The following is a 20,010-nucleotide window of genomic DNA, read 5'->3' as shown; positions in this document are numbered from 1 at the left end:
AAGTTTTCCTGCGGGTGCTTCAGCTCCGGATTCAGCCCGCCAGCGCGTACACCGTGGTTCCGCCGATGGACTGTGCCTGGAAGTTCGCGGCCACCCATTGCGCGATCTGGGCAGGGGCTTCGGATCCGCTGCTGCCCTGCATGGTGCCGCCGGCGATGAAGTAATGGATCTTGCCCTGTGTCACGAGTTGCTGGAACTGCTGGAGCGTGGGGGACGGGTCCGTGCCGTTGAAGCCGCCCACCGCCATGACGGGCAGTTCGGTGGCCAGCTGGTAGCCGGCGGCGTTGTTGGAGCCAACCACGGCAGCCGCCCACGTGTAGTTCGAGGCGCCGGATTTCAGCGTGGCAACCATTTCCGACGACGGCGTGGTGGCGCCGAGCAGGCCGCCCATGCCGCCGCCCTGCCGGTTCCCTCCGAAGCCGCCGCCCTGGGTGCCCGACGGCTGGAGGGCTTGCGGGGGAGTGTTCTGGGCTGCGTTGTTCTGGCCGGCTTGCCCGAAACCGTTTTGCCCGAAGCCGCCCCGGCCTCCAAAGCCGCCGAAGCCACCGAACGTAGTCGCGGGACCGGCGCTGGGGATGGCGCCGCTGTGCGTCACAGAGGCGGTGGAGATGGAGTACGCCAAAGGCCCGGCGAGGGAGGCCGCGAGGGCGAGCGCCGCCGTCGTGCGCTGAAAGATGCGGGAGGTGAAGCGTCCCGAAAGGACCAGCCCGGCTGCGGCTGCGAGGGTGCCGAACAGCACTGCCCAGCGCAGCAAGGGACCATAGGCGGTGGTGCTGCCCAGGAGGTTGAAGGCCGTCAATCCTGCGGCGGCCACTGCGACCGCGAGTATACCGGAGGCGACAAGTTGCGCACGGTGCTGCCACAAAAGCGCGCCGCCCAGGCCTGCGAGTCCGGCGATTCCAGGGGCCAGGGCTACCGCGTAGTAGGGGTGGATGATGCCCGCCATGAAGCTGAACACCAGCCCGGTGACCAGTACCCACGAGCCCCATACGATCACTGAGGCGCGCACGGCATCCGTGCGCGGGGCACGGCGGCCCAGCCACAGCAGGCCGGCCCCGAGGACCAGCACAGAGGGCAGCAACCACGCGATCTGGCCGCCGAACTCGCTGTTGAACATCCGGAACAGCCCGGGAACGCCCCAGCCGTTGCCGCCCCCGACGCTGCCTGTCTCCTGGCCGCTCAGCCTGCCAAGGCCGTTGTATCCGAGGGTCAGTTCCAGGATGGAGTTGTTCTGGGATCCGCCGATGAACGGCCGCATGTTCGCTGGAACGAGTTCGACGACGGCGAGCCACCAGCCGGCCGAGACCACCATGGCCGCTCCCGCGCCGAGGAGCCGAAGCAGGCGTCGGCCCACTCCACCCGGCGCGGCAACAACGTACGCCACGGCAAACCCGGGAACCACCAACAGGACCTGGAGCTGCTTGGTCAGGAAACCGAAGCCCAGGAGCACCCCGGCCAGCAGGAGCCAGCGCAGTTTGTTGTCCTGGATGGACCGCAGCGTGGCGTAGCCGGCGGCCGTCATGAGCAGCACCAGCAGGGCGTCCGGATTGTTGAACCGGAACATGAGGGTGGCAACCGGGGTGATGGCCATGACGGCGGCGGCCAGCAGCCCGGCCCGGTGGGCGATCCGGGGATCGCCGGTGGCGGGGGCCGCAGCCCGCCGGACTGCGAGATACAGCAGCCATGCCGTGGCAACGCCCATGAGCGCCTCGGGAACCAGGATGCTCCAGGAGCTCAGTCCGAAGATCCGCACCGAGAGGTCCATGATCCACAGTGACGCCGGCGGCTTGTCCACGGTGATGGAGTTGGCGGCGTCGGACGATCCGAAGAACCACGCGGTCCAGTTCTGCGATCCTGCCTGGGCCGCTGCGGAGTAGAACGGGTTGGCCCAGCCGGAAGCGCCGAGGTTCCAGAGATACAGGACCGCCGTTGCGATGAGCACGATGCCGAGCTCCACTCGGTGCCGCAGGGCGTGGGGAACGGCCGGTTCCAGCGGTGCCGGCTCTGCGGAACTCGACGGCGGAACCAGCTGCCGCGGCGTGGAACCTGTATCTGTGGAATAGGACGTGGTCATCGGAATCTACTTTGTCAGCTTGTAGACGGTGGAGTTGCCCACCGTCTGGGCTTGGAAGTTGGCTTGTACCCAGGAGGCTACCTCGGAATTGCCGCTTTGGCCTCCGAATCCGCCGCCGCCACCCATGCCGCCACCCTCGATGTAGTAGCCGATCTGTCCCTTGGCCACCATGTCCTGGAACTGTGCCAGCGTGGGGTAGGGATCGCCGCCGTTCCAGCCACCGAGTGCGATCACGTTGGTGTTCGTGGCGAGCTCAAGGCTTGCGGCCTGCGTGGCGCCGGAGACGCTCGCCGACCACTTCGTGGTGGTGGAAGACAGCAGCGCGGTCAGTCCGGCGTCGGCCGTTCCCTCGGAACCGGGCCCTCCTGCCTGACCTGCGCCACCGGCTGCGCCGAACCCTCCAGCGCGGTTTCCGAAGCCGCCCGTGGCGGAGCCGGCGGGACCCGACGTCGGGATGGACCCGGAATGCGCGGTAGCCGCCGTCGCGAGCGTCCACGCCGCGGTTCCGAGGCCGCCGGCCAGAAGGGAAACGACGACGACGGCCGCGGCCGCTGCGCTCCGGAACCGGCCCGCGGGCCGCAGTGAGTCGAGGCGGAGCAGGATTGCCGCGGCCGCCACCACGCCCAGGACCACGATCACGATGCGCAGCCACGGAAGCCAGGATGCGTCGCGGCCGAGGAGAACCGCGGACCACGCTGAACTGCCGAGGACTACCACCGCCAGGACGATCCTGGCCGGCCAATACCCGCGGCCGCGCCACAGCTCAACGCTGCCAATGCCCACCAGGGCGGCGATTGCCGGTGCGAGGGCTACCGCGTAGTAGGGGTGGACGATGCCGCTCATGAAGCTGAAGACGCCCGCCGTGCCCAGAAGCCAGCCGCCCCACAGGATGAGGGCGGCACGGGTACGGGAGGCCCGCGCTTCCCGGCGGGTGAACCACAGGCCGGCTGCCAGAAGAATCAGCGCAGCAGGGAGAAGCCAGGAGACCTCCGCGCCGAAGCTCGTGCCGAACATGCGGGTGATCCCGGCCGCCCCGCCGAAGCCGGTGTTGCCGCCGCCGCCGCCGAATGCGCCGAGGCCGCCCCCGGCGGGCCCGCCGCCTCCACCGGGCGTGCCCTCGCCCGAGCCGGTGATGCGGGACAGCCCGTTGTAACCAAAAGTCAACTCAAGGAAGCTGTTGGTTTGCGAACCTGCCATGTAAGGCCGTGCCGAAACTGGAGTCAGTTGGAAGAGGGCGATATAACTGCCAGCCACTACGGCGATACCGCCCACTGCGCCGAGCAGGTGCAGCAAGCGCCGCCGCAACGGGGTAGGGGCGGCCCAGAGATATGCGAGTCCGAGGCCCGGAACAATCAGGAATCCCTGCAGCATCTTGCCCAGGAACGCGAGTCCCACGACGGCGCCGGCGGCGGCTAGCCACTTCCAGGCCGCGCGTTCGATGGCACGGGTCGTGAAGTACGCGGCCAGGACCAGGCAGAGGGTCAGCATGGCGTCGGGATTGTTGAAGCGGAACATGAGCGCCGCCACCGGCGTCAGGGCCAAAGCGCCGCCCGCCAACAAGCCCGCGCCCGGTCCGGAGACCCGCTTGACGGTCAAATAGAGGAAGCCGACGGCGGCAACGCCCATCAGTGCCTCGGGAACCAGCATGCTCAAGGGCGAGAAGCCGAAGATCCGGCCCGCCAAAGCAGGGATCCACAAAGAAGCCGGGGGCTTGTCCACGGTGATGGCGTTGCCGGCGTCGAGGGAACCGAAGAGGAACGCCGTCCAGTCCTTGGTGCCGGCCTGGATGGCCGCGGCGTAGAAGGAATTTCCGTAGCCGGTGGCCGCGAGGTTCCAAAGATACAGGAACGCGGTGGTTACGAGGAGCCCGGCGGCGGACGGCCGCACCCAGCGGGGCTGCCGTCCAAAGGCGTATCGGGTCCATCGGGGCGTGGCATCGGGGATCGATGGGCCGGCCGAGTGAGGCGGTGCGTCGGCCGTCCCGGCGGCGGCAGGAACCTCTGAACCGGCGGGACCTGTGCTTGCGGGAGTAATCGTGGAGGTCATGATGCTGCCGTTTCTGTGCGCGTTGTGGCTTGTGTGGTGGGTGCAGGCGCCTGCGCGGCTGGCTGCCGGAAGACCCAAAGTCGGAACAAGAGGAAGCGGACTGCGGTGGCTGCGAGGTTCGCCGCGACGACGGTGAGGAGCTCGCCCCAGCGGTCGGGCGACGTCGTACCGTGCACCACAGCGAGTGCCCCGGAAGTGAGGGCGAGGCCGATGCCGAAAACGATCAAACCCTCGAAGTGGTGCCGGACCGGATTGCCGCCCTGGATGCCGAAGGTGAAGCGCCGGTTGGCTCCGGTGTTGGCGATGGCCGTGGCGAGCAGCGCCAGGAAGTTGGCCAGCTGCGGGTCCATGAAGCCGCGACAGAACAGGAAGATGAGCACATAGGCAAGGGTGGAGGCAGCGCCGATCGCGGCGAACCGGACCAGTTGCCCGAAAAGGCTGCTGCGCGGGCTCTGCTCGGCAATGCGCGACGACGCCGGAAGCGGCCCGCGTGCCAGCGCTGCGCGCAGTTCCGGAACGGGGATGCGGCCCGAGACGAGATCCCGGGTCAGCCGGACCATGCCGCGGATGTCTGCCAGGGCAGTGCGCACCACGTCGACGCTGGAATTGGGATCGTCGATCCAGTCAACGGGAACTTCGTGCACGCGGAGTCCGCAGCGTTCGGCGACCACCAGGAGTTCAGTGTCGAAGAACCACGAGTTGTCCATGATGTGGGGGAGGATCTGCTGGGCGACATCTGCCCGGATCGCCTTGAAGCCGCACTGCGCATCGCTGAAACGGGCGCCCATGAACGAGTGCAGCATCAGGTTGTAGCTGCGCGAAATGAACTCGCGCTTGGGGCCGCGGACAACCCTTGAGTTCCGCGTCAGGCGCGTGCCGATGGCGAGGTCCGAGTGGCCGGAGATCAGCGGTGCCAGAAGGGGCGCCAGAGCGGCGAGGTCCGTGGACAGATCCACGTCCATGTAAGCGAGAACCGGGGACGGCGATGCAAGCCACACTTTGCGAAGGGCGTTGCCGCGTCCCTTCTCCTCGAGATGGACAACAGCCAGTTCGGGCAGCTCCCTCGCCACGCGTTCAGCGATTTTCAAGGTGCCGTCCGTGCTCGCGTTGTCCGCCACGGTGATGCGGAAGCCGTGCGGGAACGTCTCGCGCAAGTGGCCGTGAAGCCGGCGCAGGCACTCCTCGAGGTCGCGTTCCTCATTGAAGACCGGGATCGTGACATCGAGCACGGGGGTGGCGGTGTGGGTGTCCACGGGGGCGCGTCGCACCGTGCTGCGCTGGAGGGGAGCATTGGGCTGGAGGGGAAGGCCCGGCGGCACCACCGCGGGGTCCTTCAGGGTACCGGAGGTGGATTCGATGAGCGTCATGTATCCAGAGTGCGGCTGCCGATTATGAGGGCTTTAGGCGGAACCTGTGATATGGCTGTGGATCTGCGACCGGCATGGCGACTCACATGTGTGGCCACTAGACGCAGAGGTCCGCCCCCGGAAGGGACGGACCTCTGCGTTCTTTGTGCGTGGCTCCTGGCTTAGTACCAGTTGTTCGCGAGGTGGAAGGACCACGCCGCGGAGGGCGATCCGTAGCGTTCCTTGATGTAGTTCAGGCCCCAGCGGATCTGCGTCTGGTAGTTGGTCTGCCAATCGGCGCCCTCGGATGCCATTTTCGCGCCCGGCAGCGACTGCCCGATTCCGTAAGCGCCGCTGGAGGCGTTGGTGGCAGTCGTGCGCCAATCCGATTCCTTGTTCCACAAGGTGATCAGTGCGGACATCTCGCCCTGACCCCAACCGTAGGAGGGCAGGAGGCTTGCGGCATAGGCCTGGGCCCCGGCGGGATCGTCGAGGGCAACAGGCGCGGCCGGGGCTGCCGGCGCGGCCGGGGCTGCAGGCGCGGCGGGGGCTGCAGCCTGGGGCTCGACGGCGGCCGGAGCCGGGGCGGCTGCCCGGCTCGGAACCGGCGTGGCGCTCGGCTTGGCGCTCGCGCTCGCCGACGGCGTGGCGATGGCCGATGGAGTGGCTGAGTGACTAGCCGCGCGGGAATCCGACGAACGGCTCAGGTCCTGGGCATTGATGGCTTGTCCGGCGGCCTGGCTTGCAGCACCGGCACCGAGGAACACGGCGACGACGCCGGCAACAACTGCCATGCGCTGGCCGGTGCCGAGGTTCGAGGCGACTCGCCTCAACGTGGAACGTGACTTGTTTCTCCGGGCAGGTTCGCCGCGGTGGCGCGCAACAGAGCGCGACTGATTCCTGGAATCAGACATGGTGATTGCCTCTCGACGCCTGCGGAGTTAGCTGTCGGATTCGGATGAGGTCATCCGGCCGTGGCCACTGGGAATCGTGGCGGTGCGGCTTCACCCCTAGGGCTGGCTCAACATGAGCGCTTGCCCGGAGACCTGGGTCCCCCGTCTCTGCCTGGACTGTTGGCACCGGGGAGGGGCAGAGCTCGGCGCCTACCCGGCGGCGGCCGGAATGATCCGGCGCACCTATTCGACGGTACAGGAGGATCCCGCTTAAGTCACATTTGGGTAACGGAGATCACGACGCCGGTGCGTCGACTTGCGCTCGCCGCGCACCGGCGTCGTGATTTTGTGGACGGCCTTCAGGCCGTGGCGGTCCTCAGCGCGGGAAGCCGCACCGCAAACTCCGTCCGGCCCGGCCGCGATGCCACTTCGACAGTACCGCCATGCGCCTGAACGATGGATTCCACGATCGACAAGCCGAGCCCGGACGTGCCCTCGGAACCGGAGCGGGCGGCGTCGGCACGGGCAAAGCGCGAGAAGATCCTGCCCTGGAAATCCGGCGGGATGCCCGGCCCGTTATCCGTCACGGTCACCACGGCGCTGCCATCGGCGGAACGCATGACGCCGGTGACCACGGTGGTACCCGCCTCCGTGTGCTTCCGTGCGTTGGAGAGCAGGTTCGCCAGAACCTGGTGGAGTTGCGTGGTGTCGCCGCGGACAGTGAGCGGCTCATCCGGGAGCTTGAGCTGCCAGATGTGCTCGGGAGCCATGACTTTCTCGTCGCTGACGGTTTCGATCACCAACTGCGTGAGGTCCACATCGGTGAACTCCGGGGCCTTACCTTCGTCCAGCCGCGCCAGGAGAAGGAGGTCCTCTACGAGGGTGGTCATGCGCTCGGACTGGCTTTGCACCCGGCCCAGTGACTTGCGGCCGTCCTCGGTGAACGTCTCGGTCATGCGCAAGAGCTCTGTGTAGCCGCGGATGGCCGTCAGCGGAGTGCGAAGCTCGTGTGACGCGTCGGCCACGAACTGGCGCACTTTCGTTTCGCTTTGCTGGCGCGCCTCGAGGGCGCTCGAGACGTTGTCCAGCATGAGGTTCAATGCATGGCCCACGCTTCCCACCTCTGTGCCCGGGTGGGCCGCCGACGCCGGAACGCGCACCGCGAGTGCCACCTCACCGGCGTCGAGCGGAAGTTTCGATACCTTCGTGGCGACGTCGGAAAGTTGCTCCAAGGGACGCATGGTACGCCGGATCAGGACGGTTCCGGCCAGCCCGATCAGGATCAGCCCGCCCAGGGACACCAGCACCATGGTCCACACGAGCGAGGCCTCGGTGTCCTCTTTCGAGGCGAGAGGCAGCCCCGTGATGACGACATCGCCATAGGGGGTTTCGGCGGCGACCAGCCGGTAGCCCCCATTGGAGAGGGTGCGATCAACCGGACGGCCATCGGAGGGGAGCGCCAAGAGTATTCCGGCATCGCTGGGCGACAACGGCGTACGGGTGGCATCCGAGGAGAGGAACCCGGCATCGCTGCTCACCTGGCCGCCAAGGATTCGCGCGTTCAGGGTGCCGATGCTCTGGCCCCGGGGGTCCAAGGGGTCCGGACGGCCGCCGGGGTTGCCTTGCGGCGGGCGCCCGTGCGAGGCCTGCATCAATTGCTGGTCCAGTTGCTTCGTGAGGAACACGTCCATGGAGGCATAGCTGACCACCCCGACTGCACCGCAGATGGCCACGAGTAGCGCCATGGAGAGGAGGATCAAGCGGGTGCGCAAGTGCCAGGTTGAGGGATTGAACCAGCTGTGGTCGGTTTGGCGGGGGATACCCGAGAGTGCGGACATTCGACGCCCCGGCTATTCGGCAGGCTTGATGACGTAACCGGCTCCGCGCACCGTGTGGATCATGGGCGGATGGTTGGCCTCGATCTTCTTGCGCAGGTAGGAGATGTAAAGCTCCACGATGTTGGCCTGGCCGCCGAAATCGTAATCCCACACGCGGTCCAGGATCTGGGCCTTGCTGACCACGCGCTTGGGATTTTCCATGAGGTAGCGCAGGAGTTCGAACTGGGTCGCGGTGAGCGGGATGTCTTCGCCGCCGCGGGTGACTTCACGGGTGTCAACGTTCAGGGTCAGGTCGCCTACCACGAGCTCGGCGGTGTCCATCGCGGCCACCCCAGAGCGCTGGACCAGGCGGTGCAGGCGCAGCAGGACTTCCTCCATGCTGAAGGGCTTGGTGACATAATCGTCGCCGCCCGCGGCCAACCCCACGATCCGGTCCTGCACGTCATCCTTGGCGGTGAGGAAGAGCGCAGGAACCTCGGGCGCAAAGGCGCGGATCCTGCCGAGCAGCTCAACGCCGTCGAACCCTGGAAGCATCACATCCAGCACCAGGACGTCCGGACGGAAGTCCTTGGCGAGCTTCACTGCGGCCGGACCGTCGCCGGCCACTGCGACCGACCAGCCCGCCATGCGCAGGCCCATGCTCATGAGCTCGGCGAGGCTGGGTTCGTCGTCCACCACAAGGGCGCGGATGGGAGAACCGTCCGGGTGGCTGAGCTGCGGAAGGTTGTTGGTCATGGAGTGCGAGGATGCCATGGGACAACTCTCCAATCTGCCGGTTTGCCGGTGCTTAGCCGTTGCTGTGAGCACCCTGTGAGTCCCAGCCTAGCCACCTGTCCAAAGGTTGCGCGGGTTCCCCCAGCAGAATCCGACACAACACCGCTGCAGGTCACAGGGAAGCCTTCAGTTCGACACAGCCAACGCACAGCAACGCGACTGACGCTGATTGGGACAAGAACAACCGCGACCAAAGAGTCTCGACTTCGATGGAGAACATCATGGATCAGCAAAACAACCCCGCCGTACCTGCTTCCGAGCCGGAGAACGGGCACCCGCAGCCAGTGATCCGCCCCGTTGATGATTCCGGGCAGCCCGGCGCCGGCTGGGGTGCTCCGCAGCAGCCGGTGAACCAGCAGCCTGCCGCTGGTTGGGGTGCTCCGCAGCGGCCGGTGAACCAGCAGCCTGCCGCTGGTTGGGGTGCTCCGCAGCAATACAACGCCGGACAGCCCCGACCTTCGTTTTTCAAGAATTGGAGCCTGAAGAAGGGCCTCATTGTCGGCGGCGTCGCGGTGGTGGTCGCTGCGGCGGCAGGAGCCGGCGCATATGCCGCCGGTAACGGGACCGTGGTGGCTGACAATACCAACGCGCAGGGTCCGGGTGCCGGGCAGAACGGGCAGGGCGGATTCGGCGGCCCCGGCGGCACGAACGCAGGCCCGGGCGGGCTCGGGGTGGGTATGGGCGGCCTGAACGCAGCGGTCCACTCGGAATACGTTGTCCTCCAGAACGGCAGCTACGTCACCATGGCGGGCCAGCTGGGAACAGTCACCGACATCTCGGCGAGCTCCATGACGGTCAAGAGCGAAGACGGGTTCACGAAAACCTATGTGCTGGGATCGGACGTCGTGGTAGCTCAAGGTATGCGGCAACGCGGAAGCGGGACCACGGGCACCACCCTGACCCTCGCCGATGTGAAGTCCGGATCCAGCGTGCGGGTCACTGCGCTCAAGGATTCCGACAAGTACACGGCCCAGTCCATCCAGATCGTGACTGCCACCGCGTCAACCACCCAAGGAACCGGGACCACCAACTAACCCGCAGTTGATGTCGTTATCGGCCCTCAAAACGACATCTAATGCGAGTCAGTTGGGTACGATTCGATGGTTGAGCGGCACAATGTCACGGTCTCGGGGGCTACGGACGGCCAGGTTCTGGTGTTCGCGCACGGTTTTGGCTCAGACCAGAAGATGTGGGACCGGATTCTCCCGTTCCTGACGGAGCAATACCGCGTAGTTCTCTTCGACCACATGGGCTCGGGGGGATCCGACCAGGCATTTTATGATTCGTCCCGCTACTCGAGCCTTGACGCCTACGTTGCCGACCTCCTGGAGATCTGCGCCGAGCTGGACCTGGGGGGCGTGACGCTGATCGGCCACAGCGTCGGAGCCATGATGGCCATTGCCGCGGCCACGGCCGACCAGCAGTCGCGCATCGCCCGGCTCGTGCTCGTGACAGCTTCACCCAGCTATATGAACCACCCGGACGACGGCTACTTCGGCGGCTATTCCAGTGATGAGCTGGACGAGCTCTTTGAATCCTTGGACGCCAACTACCTTGTCTGGGCCGAGGCGATGGCCCCTGTGTTCATGAACGTCCCCTCCTCGCCCGAGTTCGGGCGGGAATTGCAGGGCAGCTTCCGTCGGATCAACCCCAGGGTTGCCCGCGATTTTGCCCGCGTCGCTTTCCTCTCCGACGTGCGTCATTTGTTGTCCCGCGTCGAATTGCCTGTGCTCATCCTCCAAAGCACGGACGACGTCGTCACTCCTGAACACATCGGAACCTACCTCCAGGAACGCCTGCCGACAAGCGTCCTCGTCAGGCTTGCCGCGACCGGCCATTTCCCGCAGACAAGCGCCCCGGAGGAAACGGTCAACGCTCTTCTTGACTACCTCGGCACCCCGGTATGACCGACGGGACAGTTGACTATCGGCAGATCTTCGACGCAGCCCCGGCCGGTTACCTGCTCACCCGGCCCGACGGCACCATCGTCGACGCGAACCGGACGATGTACGAGTGGACGGGACGCGGACAGGAAGCGCTGCTGGGGCTGAACCTGCTCTCCCTGTTGCCGGCCGGGGACCGGATCATGTTCCTGACCCACGCCATCCCGGCCATCGAATCCAACGGCTCGGTGAAAGAGCTTGCGGTGGAGATCCTCGCCGCCAACGGCGAAAGGCGGCCGGTATTGCTCGCGGTGTCCCGGACGCGGAAATCCACGGGCGTCCCCACGCCCGATGTCCCCACGCCCGATGCCTTCGGCACGGCTGCCCCCGAACTGAACGTCGTCGTCGTTTTTGGCGTCCACGAGAGGCGCCTTTATGAGCGGGAACTGGCCGCCACGTTGCGCAGGCTCGAAGAATCGGAGTTGGAACGGGCCAAACTCCTTGAAGAGGCCAGGCACCAAGCCACCCACGATGCCTTGACCCATTTGCCGAACCGGACCTTGTTGACGTCGCGCCTCGATGAGGCTTTGGAGCGTGCGGGCAACCACGGCCTGCGCGTCGGCCTGTTGTTTTGCGATATCAACCGCTTCAAGGACATCAATGACACCTACGGCCACGCAGTGGGCGACGAGGTCCTCGGCCATGTCGCCGGGCGCCTAGCCGATGCGGTCCGCGGCGTCGACACCGTCGCGCGCTACAGCGGTGACGAATTCGTCATTCTCCTCCCGACCCTGGAATCACCCGAGGAGATTGCCGTGATCGCCTCCCGCATCATGGACAGCTTCGATCCGGAGTGCATCGTGGGCGAGTCGCAGCTGCGGGTCGAGCTCGCCGTCGGCCAAGCGGTGACCGCAGCGATGAGGCCGATGCTTCCCGAGGCGCGGCAAGAATTGGCGCGGCAGCTTCTCATGGAGGCCGACGCGGACATGTACCGATCCAAACCAAGGGCTGGGTCGAAGCTCGAAACCAGCCACGCGATGCGAGGTTGAGAAGCCTTGCAAAGGCCCTGACAGGCGATTTGCCAAAAGAATTTTCGATGGAAGCAGATCCAGGATTGGACAAGGGTTGTTTCATATCTCGAGATTCAAGGGCAAGCGCGTGACGTGACTTGAGATTCAGGAAATAGCAACTCAGTCAAATTTTATTCGAGTATTGCGCGCGGAACGGCCATTGTGACGAACGAGAATGGGTCACATTTGGACATGTCTGAATTGTGATGTGCGGCACAATAGTCCGATTCGTCTCAAAATGTGGACGGTTCCGCCCTTTGTTACTTGCAAGTTCCCTTTGTTACGTTGCACACTTCAAATGTGAACAAGAACTCAACAGCATCTGCAGCCGCAGCGATCGAGCCCAGCGCACCCGCTGGTTTTTCGATGAGCTGTTGTCGAATGCATGCCTAACTTCAGACCCCAGGAAGTTTCAGGCATTCGCCCCCTGCCCAGCGTCGGGCGCCCCTCCCCATCCCATTGCGGGGACCAGACCAGCATTCGAAGCCGCGATGACGGCTATTCACTTTGAGGTAAGCACTCCATGTCAGTTGCATCCGGATACGTCCACATCTCCGTCCGTAACGCCAATAAGGCCGCGTCGAACGCCGGCCTGCGTCCCGGCTTCGGAAACCGCCCGGCCTACGCCCAGCCCGCGCCGCAGGGTGGCAGCCAAGCGCCCGGCTACGTCCCCCAGGGCTACAACCCCAACTCCTACGGACAGCTCCGCGCCGTTCCCGCCAACGAGGCCGCGCCAATGACTGCGCCCACGCCCGTCCTGGCTCCGGCAGACCGCTCCATCCGCCCCGTTGCCAGCGACAATGTGGCCCGCGGGTTCGTGCTCTACATGGGCATTGACGAAGACACCGCGGCTGCCGCAGGAACGTCCATCGCCAAGCTTGCCCAGGAAATCCGGGCCTACGCGCAGTCCCTCGTTGCCGGTGCCGAGAGCTATGCCGCCGTCGCGGTTGCCCCGGCCAGTGCGCCCGGTTCCGCGCTCGACGTCGTCCGCTCGACTTTCGGTGACCCGACTGTTGGCAACCGCCAGCGCTCCGAGGCGCTCCGCCCGCAGCCTGCCCAGGAAGCCCGGCCGTCCGGCGTCTTGATCGACCTTGCCCGCCGTGAGGTGCACCTCGACGGCGAATCCCTGAACCTCACGTTCAAGGAATTCGAGCTCCTCAACTACCTCGTCGAGAACGGCACCCGCACCGTGGGCCGCGATGAACTCCTCGAAGGCCTGTGGCGCAACGCCGAAGAAGTCCCGAACGAGCGGACTATCGACGTCCACATCCGGCGCCTCCGCTCCAAGCTCGGCCGCCTCGCGAACACCGTCCGGACCGTCCGCGGTCAGGGCTACCGCTTCTACGAGCACCCCGAGGTCATCGTCTGGGCCGCTCCGGAATACTCGATCTAGCCCCACCCAACTGACTCGCATTTGTTGTCGTTTTGAGCCCTCATAACGACAACAAATGCGAGTCAGTTGGGATAGTAGGGTGGGGGGATGAGCGAGCATCACATCAAGCGGCTGGTGATCATGCGGCACGCGAAGTCGGACTGGCCCCTCGGGGTGCCGGACCATGAGCGACCCCTTGCCGAGCGTGGCCACCGGGAGGCCCCCCTCGCGGGCAAATGGCTCCTCAAGCACCATGTGATTCCGGACTTCATCTTGTGTTCGTCCGCGCTCCGGACCCGCCAGACCTGCACCTGGGTGTGCAGCGAACTGGGGGACAAGGCCCCGACGCCGAAACTCGAGGACGGCCTCTACGCCGCCTCCGCGCAGCGGATGTTGACCGTCATCAACCACGTGCCCGAAACCGTCGCCACGCTCATGATCTTTTCGCACATGCCCGGCGTGCAGGACCTCGCGATGCACCTGGCGTCCCGCGACTCTGACCATGACGCCTACATGGACGCCGCCACGCGCTACCCGACGAGTGCCGTGACCGTGATGGAACTCGAGAAGCCGTGGGCTGAACTCGATGGCCAGGATGCCCGGCTGACCCACTTCGCCGTTCCCCGCCCCAAGAAGTAGTCCCGGCTAATCCACCTCGAGGCCGGCCGCCACATCCTGCAGCAAGCGCAGCACATGGCGGATGCTGGGACTTGCCGTCATCGTCTTGCGGTACACGATTCCCACTTGGCGTTGCTGCATGGGGTTCACCACGGGCACCGCCACCACTCCGGCGGGAAGCTCAGGCCTGCCGAGCCGCGGCACGAGGGCCACCGCCACGCCCTGCTGAACCATGGCGATATGCGTGGAAAAGTCGGGGTCGTAGATGCGGATGTCCGGCACGCGGCCCAGGCCCGCGAGGATTGCCAGCAATGCTTCATTGCAAATGGCCCCGGCCGGCGTGCTGATCCAGCTTTCGTCCACGAGGTCGGTAGGCTCGACGGCGGTCCGTCCGGCCAGCGGGTGCGCCGAGTTGAGCAGGACGTCGGCGGTGTCCAGGCAGAGGTCCTCGTGGACCATGTTCTCCGGAATGACGAGGGGCACTGAGTGCCAGTTGTGCACGACGCCGAGATCGGCTTCACCGGTGGCGACCCTCTGGACGGCCTCGCGCGGGTCCTCTGCCACCACCCGGATTTCAAGCCCGGAGCCGCCAGGCCCGGAACTCGCCCGGGAGCCCGTGCCAGCCTGAGCCGCGCCCAGTTTCCCCAGCATCGGCCCTACCAGTCCGCGGCAGGCGGTGGAGAATGCCACGAGCCGCAACACGCCGCTTGGCTTCGCGGGGTCGGCGAGCAAGGTGGCCTGCAGCTCTTCCAATTCGCCCAGGATGCGCCGTCCGTACTCGGCCAGCGCCATGCCGCGGTCCGTCAGCAGTACGCCGCGGCCGTGACGTTCCAGGACCGTCACGCCGCTTTGCTTCTCGAGCTTCTTGATCTGTTGGGAGACCGCCGAGGGGCTGAATCCCATCGCCTCCGAGGCGGCCACCACGGAGCCTTGCTGTTCCACGGCTACGAGGGCACGCAACGCCGCAATCTCAATCATGAAGCAAACGTACACGATCCGATGCAGAATTCAACGCTGGTGCTTCATCCTTTTGACTGCCAGAGTTGAATCGTGAATATCCGACACTCAGCACTCGCCGTCCTGGTCGCCGTCCTTTGGGGCCTGAATTTCGTCGCTATCGACTTTGGCCTACACCCCGCAGGCGGGAATGGCAGTAACGGGAGCGGTGGAGCGGCCGACGTGCCGCCGCTGCTGTTCGTCGCCATGCGCTTCGTGCTGGTGGTGTTCCCCTGCATCTTCTTCGTCCGCAAACCGAACGTGAGCTGGAAGGCGATCATCGGCGTCGGGCTGTTCATGAGCGCCGGGCAATTTGGCCTCCTCTACCTGGGCATGGCCCTCGGCATGCCGGCCGGGCTCGCGTCACTGGTGCTACAGGCGCAAGTGCTCCTGACGGTGCTGTTGGCGGCCAGGTTCCTGGGCGAGTGGCCCAGTAAGCGCCAGCTGACGGGCGTGGTGCTGGGTGTGGCCGGACTAGCGCTGGTGGCGGTCGGTCGAAGCCTGGTGGCTCCGGTGGTGCCGCTCATGATTGTGCTTGCCGCCGCGTTGTCCTGGGCTGCGGGAAACATCATCGCCCGCAAAGCCAAGGCGGCCTCGGGACTGGGGCTCGTGGTCTGGTCCGGAGCAGTGGTCCCGTTGCCGCTTGCTGCCTTGTCGCTCATCGTGGACGGCCCTGCCGCCGTCGTCGGGACCCTTTCCAACCTTCAGCCGGCGACCATCCTGAGCGCCCTGTACACCGCCATCTTCGCCTCGCTGGTGGGGTACGGCATCTGGAACCGGTTGCTCAGCCTGTACCCGAGTTCGGCCGTGGTGCCGTTTACGTTGTTGGTCCCGGTGGTGGGAATGACCGCGGCGTGGCTGCTCATCTCGGAGGTCCCGACGACGGCGGAACTGGCCGGCGGCCTCCTCCTGCTGGGCGGCGTGGCCACTGCCGTGCTGCAGCGGCGAGCGAAGCCTGGGGATGTGGCCGCGCCCGAAATGAGTCAGCGCCTGGGTGCCGGCTTGCGCTGAGCCGGCGCTCCCGACGTCGGGCGTTTGGCGGAGGTGGCCGGGGCCGGTTTCCGCGGGACAGGTCGCTTCACGGCCCCCGACGCCGGACGGGCCGCTGGCCGCTGGACGGGCCTGGCGGGTGCCGGGGAAGGGCGCGAAGCAGGCCGGGGCGCTGGCCGCCGGGCAGCCGGACGGGCCGCCGCTTTCGCACGGCGGGACGGCCAGACCGCCCCCAGGAACAAGACCAGCAAGGAACTGCAGCCGGCAAGTGCGGCGAGGTAGAAGTAGATGTCCGAGTCCTTGGTGCTCACCGCGCTGCCCAAGGCGTTGTCATCCTGGTTGAAGGCGAGCCCCCACATGCGCAGGAAAGCGATTCCGAACGCGATGAACAGGATGGACGAGATGGCTCCGAGAACCAGCATGAAGTGCCTTCGACGGACGATGACCTCCGCGACGCACGCAAGGTAGCCGAGCGCCAGGACCCCGAGGAAGGTGTACATCACGGTTTCGTCGAGGGTGATGGCAAGGAGCACCAGCAAACCAGCGGACACCACGGCAGAGACGATCGCAAGCTTTCCGCTGTTCCCCATGTGACGCATGGGATCAATCATCCCTGACCGGCCGGCGGCGCCACGCCTCTGGGCGCGGCAGTTGCCATACCGTTACCGCAGCACGTAGCCGCGCATGATGGTCATGATGGCCGCTATGCTCTGCTCCCGGGTGCGCTCGGGGTTGTACGTCTGGCGGTCAAGGCCCACCACGAAAATCGCCCCGAACATGGCGGCCTCGAGGCTGCCCCGGGCAATTCCCGTATCCACGGGGTACGTGGTGGCGACCTTTTCGATCGCCGCGCCGATCACGGCCAACAACTCGCTGCGGAGTTCGACGAAGAGCTTGCCCCACTCGCTGGGAGTCCGCCAGTTCTCGCTGATCCAGAGCCGCGCGAAGGACGGATAGTCGTCCATGAAGTCCATGGCCTGGCCGAGCATGGCTTCCATGGCCTTGAGCGGATCGGAGTGCAAGCCCTCGATGGTCTGGAGCCGCCCGAGCATGATGTCGACGCCGTGGCGCAGCAACTGGGCGATCAGGTCGGACTTGCTGCCGAAGTTGTAATAGACCGTTCCCTTCGACACCCCGGCTGCGGCCGCGATCTCGTCCACCGTGACGCCCGCCGCGCCGCGCTCGCCGATCAGCTCCATGGAAGCATCGAAAAGGCGCTGCTTGGTCGCGTTCGTGCGCGCCGGGCGGAGCTTCTTCTCGGGGAGCCCGGTGACGTCCGGCTCGTGCATGCTCATACCGCGATCTCCGGTTTCAGGGTCTTGAGGGTCCAGAACTTGTGCTTACGGACGGCCAGCGTGGAAAGCGCGGCTCCCAGCACAGTGTAGCCAAGCAGGCCCAGGACAATCGACCAGATCATCGAAAGGTCGCCGCCGTAGATCAAGTGCCGCATGCCGGTCACCACGTAGCCCATCGGCATGATCTCGTGCACCACGTGCAGCGGCATGGGGGTTGTTTGCCAGGGGAACGTTCCGCCGGACGACACCAACTGGAGGACCAGCAGGATCAGCACCACGAACTTGCCCGGAGTTCCCAGGAGAGCCACGATGCCCTGGATGAGGGCAGTGAACGCCATGACCGCAGCCAGCATGAATAACCACATCCACACGGGGTGCGCCGCGTTGAGGCCCAACCCCAGGTCCACCACGAGGGTGAGGATGCTTGCTTGCACCACGGACACCACGAAGAACGGCAGCCAGCCGCCGACGGCGATTTTCCATGACGGAGCGTTCGAGGCCAGGGCCCGCTGCGTGATGGGACGCATCGCCTGGACCAGCATGAACACACCGATCCAAAGGGACAGCGTCAGGAAGAACGGGGCCAGGCCCGCACCGTAGGACCCTGCCTTGGCCTGCGAAACGTTGTTGACCGCAACCGGATCGGCGATCACCTTGGACACCTCGCTCTTTTGGGCGTCGTTCGGGTTCGGGACCTTGCCTGCGCCCTTCGCCAACTCGCTCGCCAAGGTGCGGGATCCGTCCGCAGCCGTCGCGGCACCGCTCGCAAGCTGCGCCGCGCCGTCGTCGAGCTTTGCCGCACCGTCCGCCAGGGCTGCCGTGCCGTTGACGGCGGACTGTTCGCCCGCCGCGAGCGTCCCGGCGCCGGAGCTGAGCTGGTCCGCGCCTGCCGAGGCCTGGCCGATGGCGCCCGTCAGCGCCGGCGTGGCGCCCGCAAGCTTGGCAGCGCCCGCACTGACCGCGGCAGATCCGTCAGAGAGCTGCTGGATCTGCGCGGCGTCCGCCGAGATCTTGGCTTTGGCATCGATGACCGGGCCGGACGCGGCGGCGGTGTCAAAGTCGGCCAGGATCCTATTCGCCTGGTCCTGCGTGATGACCCCGGCGGACACGAGCCGCGCGTTGGACGCCACCACGCGGTCCCGCGCGCCGGCGTCGAACGCTGAAAGCTGCCCGACGACGTCCTGGACCTTCGCGTTGAGCTGCGCGTTTCCGGCGGCTACTTGGGCGGCGCCGTCGGCGAGCTTCTGCGAGTCGGCCGGAAGGGACGCGGTCTTGTTCTTCAGTTCCGTGAGCCCCGCGCTGAGCTGCCCGGCGCCGTCGTTCAGCTGGTTGGCGCCGTCGCGCAACTTGGTTTGGCCTGCCAGGAGTTCGGACGCGCCGCTGCTGAGCTTGCTGGTTCCATCGTGGAGGGTGGCCGCGCCGTCGCTCAGCTTGCCGACGCCGTCGGCGAGCTGGGAGGCTCCGTCGGAGGCTTTGACGATGGAGGCGTGAATGGTCCCGAAGCCCGTGAGGAGCTGGTTTGCGGTTTCCTCGCCCACTTCCTTGGCCACCGTCGAGTGCACCGCGGTGGTGAGCTTGTCGACGATGGTGCTGAGGAGGTAGTTGTTCGCGTCGTTGGTGGTGACGTTGAGCATCGCCTGGTTGGCTGCATTGAAACTGCCGGGCGAGACCAGATTGGCCGAGAAGTCCTTGGGAATCTTCAGGGCGAAGGCGTACTTGCCGGATTCAACGCCGGCGTCGGCTTCGGCCGCCGTGGTCACCCGTTGCCAGTTGAAAACGTGGCTCTGCACGAGGCTGTCGGCAACCTTCTGGCCGGCCTGCAGCTCGGGGCCGCTGGCCGGCTGGGCTCCCGCGTCCTCGACGACCAGCGCGGCGTCGATCTGGTTGAGGTTGCCGTACGGGTCCCAGTTCGCGTAAAGGTACACGGCTCCGTAGAGCAGGGGCACCATGGTCAGCGCGAGGATGGTCAGCTTAGGCAGGAGCCCGCAGGTCATGCGTTTGAGTTCGGAGCGGGCCAGCCGCAGAACAGTCACTTTGCGGTCCTTTGCAGGGTTTCGGGTACTTCTTCGGGATCTTCTTGCGCGGCGTCTGCGGCTTCGGCGGTCTCGGCGGGTGCCACGGTTTCGGCCGGTGCCGTGTGCGTGACCGAGTTGCCGATCACCGCGGCCGGGCCGTCCCAGGTGTCCGGGAGGGCGGAAACAACCGCGACGACGGCGAGCGGCCGCCCGGCGTCGTACGCCAGCTGCTCAAGGCGGGGGAGCCAATCCGCGGTGTTCGCGCTGTGGCGGTCCGGGGAGTCGAGCACCAGGAGGTCAAGGGCCGGGTCCGCGAGGGCAAGGGCGGTCAGCAGCTCAAGGCGTCGGTCCGCGGGGAGCTGCTCAATCCACAGTCCGGCGATGTCCTCGAAACGGTTGACCTTGAGCCACGGCTTGCTGAGGAGCGCGCCGCGGTAGCGGCGGGGGATGAGGGAGAGGTCTTCTGTGACGAGGTCGCGGACGCTCAAATGCTGCTCGGGCTCGTTGACGCCGGGAGCGTCAATGATGACGCTCGCGGCCCGGACCTTTTTGGTCTTCGTGGAGTTGTCCCAGCTCAGGAGGCCTTTGCTGGGCTTCATCCGGCCGCTCAGCGCAAGCGCCAATGCCGTGCGCTGGTCCTGACCGTCCCCGCTGACCAGGAGGAGTTCCCCCCGCCTGGCCTCGAGGGACGTGGGAGGCAGGAGATCGTCCCGGCGGCCGTCGATCTGGAGTTGCTGTGCAGACAGCACAATTGGACCTTTCGCAGAACCTGTTATCTGCTCCAATCGTAACTGAACTGA

17 protein-coding genes and 1 riboswitch are annotated in these 20,010 nt (G+C 66.1%); of the genes, 6 read left to right on the top strand and 11 right to left on the bottom strand.

Annotated elements, in window-relative coordinates:
• Positions 1–31 precede the first annotated feature (31 nt).
• The 6 genes from BMF89_RS08210 to BMF89_RS08185 form a co-directional block, all read right to left on the bottom strand.
• A complete protein-coding gene (locus BMF89_RS08210) occupies positions 32–2,074 on the bottom strand; it encodes a glycosyltransferase family 39 protein (protein ID WP_078106599.1) in 2,043 nt (680 codons plus the stop codon).
• Between the two features lie 6 nt (positions 2,075–2,080).
• Positions 2,081–4,120 (bottom strand): glycosyltransferase family 39 protein, encoded by a 2,040-nt coding sequence (locus BMF89_RS08205; RefSeq protein ID WP_078106598.1) that lies wholly within the window; start codon positions 4,118–4,120, stop codon positions 2,081–2,083.
• Entirely contained in the window at positions 4,117–5,487 is a 1,371-nt protein-coding gene (locus tag BMF89_RS08200) for a glycosyltransferase (RefSeq protein ID WP_078106597.1), read from the bottom strand. The genes BMF89_RS08205 and BMF89_RS08200 overlap by 4 nt, the downstream gene beginning before the upstream one ends.
• 161 nt (positions 5,488–5,648) lie before the next feature.
• Entirely contained in the window at positions 5,649–6,380 is a 732-nt protein-coding gene (locus BMF89_RS08195) for a hypothetical protein (RefSeq protein WP_139359599.1), read from the bottom strand.
• Between the two features lie 2 nt (positions 6,381–6,382).
• Positions 6,383–6,578, bottom strand: a riboswitch (cyclic di-AMP (ydaO/yuaA leader).
• Positions 6,579–6,718: 140 nt separating this feature from the next.
• The gene (locus BMF89_RS08190) at positions 6,719–8,197 is read right to left on the bottom strand and encodes a HAMP domain-containing sensor histidine kinase (protein WP_078106595.1); all 1,479 of its coding nucleotides are present in this window, start codon (positions 8,195–8,197) and stop codon (positions 6,719–6,721) included.
• 12 nt (positions 8,198–8,209) lie between these two features.
• Positions 8,210–8,950 (bottom strand): response regulator transcription factor, encoded by a 741-nt coding sequence (locus BMF89_RS08185; RefSeq protein WP_078106594.1) that lies wholly within the window; start codon positions 8,948–8,950, stop codon positions 8,210–8,212.
• A gap of 242 nt (positions 8,951–9,192) precedes the next feature.
• On the opposite strand from BMF89_RS08185, the gene BMF89_RS08180 reads away from it, so the two are divergent.
• The 5 genes from BMF89_RS08180 (at position 9,193) to BMF89_RS08160 (ending at position 13,935) form a co-directional block, all read left to right on the top strand.
• Positions 9,193–10,005: a hypothetical protein gene (locus BMF89_RS08180; RefSeq protein ID WP_139359598.1), complete on the top strand. Its 813-nt coding sequence runs from the start codon at positions 9,193–9,195 to the stop codon at positions 10,003–10,005.
• A 66-nt stretch (positions 10,006–10,071) separates the two neighbouring features.
• Positions 10,072–10,878: an alpha/beta hydrolase gene (locus tag BMF89_RS08175; protein ID WP_078106593.1), complete on the top strand. Its 807-nt coding sequence runs from the start codon at positions 10,072–10,074 to the stop codon at positions 10,876–10,878.
• Complete coding sequence (locus BMF89_RS08170) at positions 10,875–11,903, top strand: diguanylate cyclase (RefSeq protein WP_078106592.1); 1,029 nt, start codon at positions 10,875–10,877, stop codon at positions 11,901–11,903. The genes BMF89_RS08175 and BMF89_RS08170 overlap by 4 nt, the downstream gene beginning before the upstream one ends.
• A gap of 544 nt (positions 11,904–12,447) precedes the next feature.
• The gene (locus tag BMF89_RS08165) at positions 12,448–13,317 is read left to right on the top strand and encodes a winged helix-turn-helix domain-containing protein (protein ID WP_078106591.1); all 870 of its coding nucleotides are present in this window, start codon (positions 12,448–12,450) and stop codon (positions 13,315–13,317) included.
• An 87-nt stretch (positions 13,318–13,404) separates the two neighbouring features.
• Entirely contained in the window at positions 13,405–13,935 is a 531-nt protein-coding gene (locus BMF89_RS08160) for a histidine phosphatase family protein (protein WP_078106590.1), read from the top strand.
• A gap of 6 nt (positions 13,936–13,941) precedes the next feature.
• Here the strand turns inward: BMF89_RS08160 and BMF89_RS08155 are convergent, their stop codons facing one another.
• Entirely contained in the window at positions 13,942–14,892 is a 951-nt protein-coding gene (locus BMF89_RS08155; protein ID WP_078106628.1) for a LysR family transcriptional regulator, read from the bottom strand.
• 72 nt (positions 14,893–14,964) lie between these two features.
• Here BMF89_RS08155 and BMF89_RS08150 point away from each other — a divergent pair, with 72 nt between their 5' ends.
• Complete coding sequence (locus BMF89_RS08150; protein WP_078106589.1) at positions 14,965–15,921, top strand: EamA family transporter; 957 nt, start codon at positions 14,965–14,967, stop codon at positions 15,919–15,921.
• On the opposite strand, the gene BMF89_RS08145 is transcribed toward BMF89_RS08150, so the two are convergent.
• From BMF89_RS08145 to BMF89_RS08130, 4 genes are all read right to left on the bottom strand, one after another.
• Entirely contained in the window at positions 15,894–16,490 is a 597-nt protein-coding gene (locus BMF89_RS08145) for a hypothetical protein (protein WP_253190754.1), read from the bottom strand. The two genes, BMF89_RS08150 and BMF89_RS08145, sit on opposite strands and share 28 nt — an antisense overlap.
• A 72-nt stretch (positions 16,491–16,562) precedes the next feature.
• A complete protein-coding gene (locus tag BMF89_RS08140) occupies positions 16,563–17,195 on the bottom strand; it encodes a TetR/AcrR family transcriptional regulator (protein WP_078106587.1) in 633 nt (210 codons plus the stop codon).
• Complete coding sequence (locus BMF89_RS08135) at positions 17,192–19,228, bottom strand: YhgE/Pip domain-containing protein (RefSeq protein WP_078106586.1); 2,037 nt, start codon at positions 19,226–19,228, stop codon at positions 17,192–17,194. The genes BMF89_RS08140 and BMF89_RS08135 overlap by 4 nt, the downstream gene beginning before the upstream one ends.
• Complete coding sequence (locus BMF89_RS08130; RefSeq protein ID WP_078106585.1) at positions 19,225–19,959, bottom strand: ABC transporter ATP-binding protein; 735 nt, start codon at positions 19,957–19,959, stop codon at positions 19,225–19,227. Before BMF89_RS08130 ends, BMF89_RS08135 begins: the two co-directional genes overlap by 4 nt.
• Between the last annotated feature and the right edge of the window lie 51 nt (positions 19,960–20,010).

The sequence above is a fragment of the Arthrobacter sp. SRS-W-1-2016 genome, assembly GCF_002009585.1.
GTDB lineage: Bacteria > Actinomycetota > Actinomycetes > Actinomycetales > Micrococcaceae > Arthrobacter > Arthrobacter bambusae_A.
This window is presented reverse-complemented; position numbering and strand designations above follow the sequence as displayed.

Coding starts and splice junctions, on each gene's coding strand:
- BMF89_RS08210 (WP_078106599.1), bottom strand. CDS start 2,074: ATGACCACGTCCTATTCCACAGATACAGGTTCCACGCCGCGGCAGCTG.
- BMF89_RS08205 (WP_078106598.1), bottom strand. CDS start 4,120: ATGACCTCCACGATTACTCCCGCAAGCACAGGTCCCGCCGGTTCAGAG.
- BMF89_RS08200 (WP_078106597.1), bottom strand. CDS start 5,487: ATGACGCTCATCGAATCCACCTCCGGTACCCTGAAGGACCCCGCGGTG.
- BMF89_RS08195 (WP_139359599.1), bottom strand. CDS start 6,380: ATGTCTGATTCCAGGAATCAGTCGCGCTCTGTTGCGCGCCACCGCGGC.
- BMF89_RS08190 (WP_078106595.1), bottom strand. CDS start 8,197: ATGTCCGCACTCTCGGGTATCCCCCGCCAAACCGACCACAGCTGGTTC.
- BMF89_RS08185 (WP_078106594.1), bottom strand. CDS start 8,950: ATGGCATCCTCGCACTCCATGACCAACAACCTTCCGCAGCTCAGCCAC.
- BMF89_RS08180 (WP_139359598.1), top strand. CDS start 9,193: ATGGATCAGCAAAACAACCCCGCCGTACCTGCTTCCGAGCCGGAGAAC.
- BMF89_RS08175 (WP_078106593.1), top strand. CDS start 10,072: ATGGTTGAGCGGCACAATGTCACGGTCTCGGGGGCTACGGACGGCCAG.
- BMF89_RS08170 (WP_078106592.1), top strand. CDS start 10,875: ATGACCGACGGGACAGTTGACTATCGGCAGATCTTCGACGCAGCCCCG.
- BMF89_RS08165 (WP_078106591.1), top strand. CDS start 12,448: ATGTCAGTTGCATCCGGATACGTCCACATCTCCGTCCGTAACGCCAAT.
- BMF89_RS08160 (WP_078106590.1), top strand. CDS start 13,405: ATGAGCGAGCATCACATCAAGCGGCTGGTGATCATGCGGCACGCGAAG.
- BMF89_RS08155 (WP_078106628.1), bottom strand. CDS start 14,892: ATGATTGAGATTGCGGCGTTGCGTGCCCTCGTAGCCGTGGAACAGCAA.
- BMF89_RS08145 (WP_253190754.1), bottom strand. CDS start 16,490: ATGGGGAACAGCGGAAAGCTTGCGATCGTCTCTGCCGTGGTGTCCGCT.
- BMF89_RS08140 (WP_078106587.1), bottom strand. CDS start 17,195: ATGAGCATGCACGAGCCGGACGTCACCGGGCTCCCCGAGAAGAAGCTC.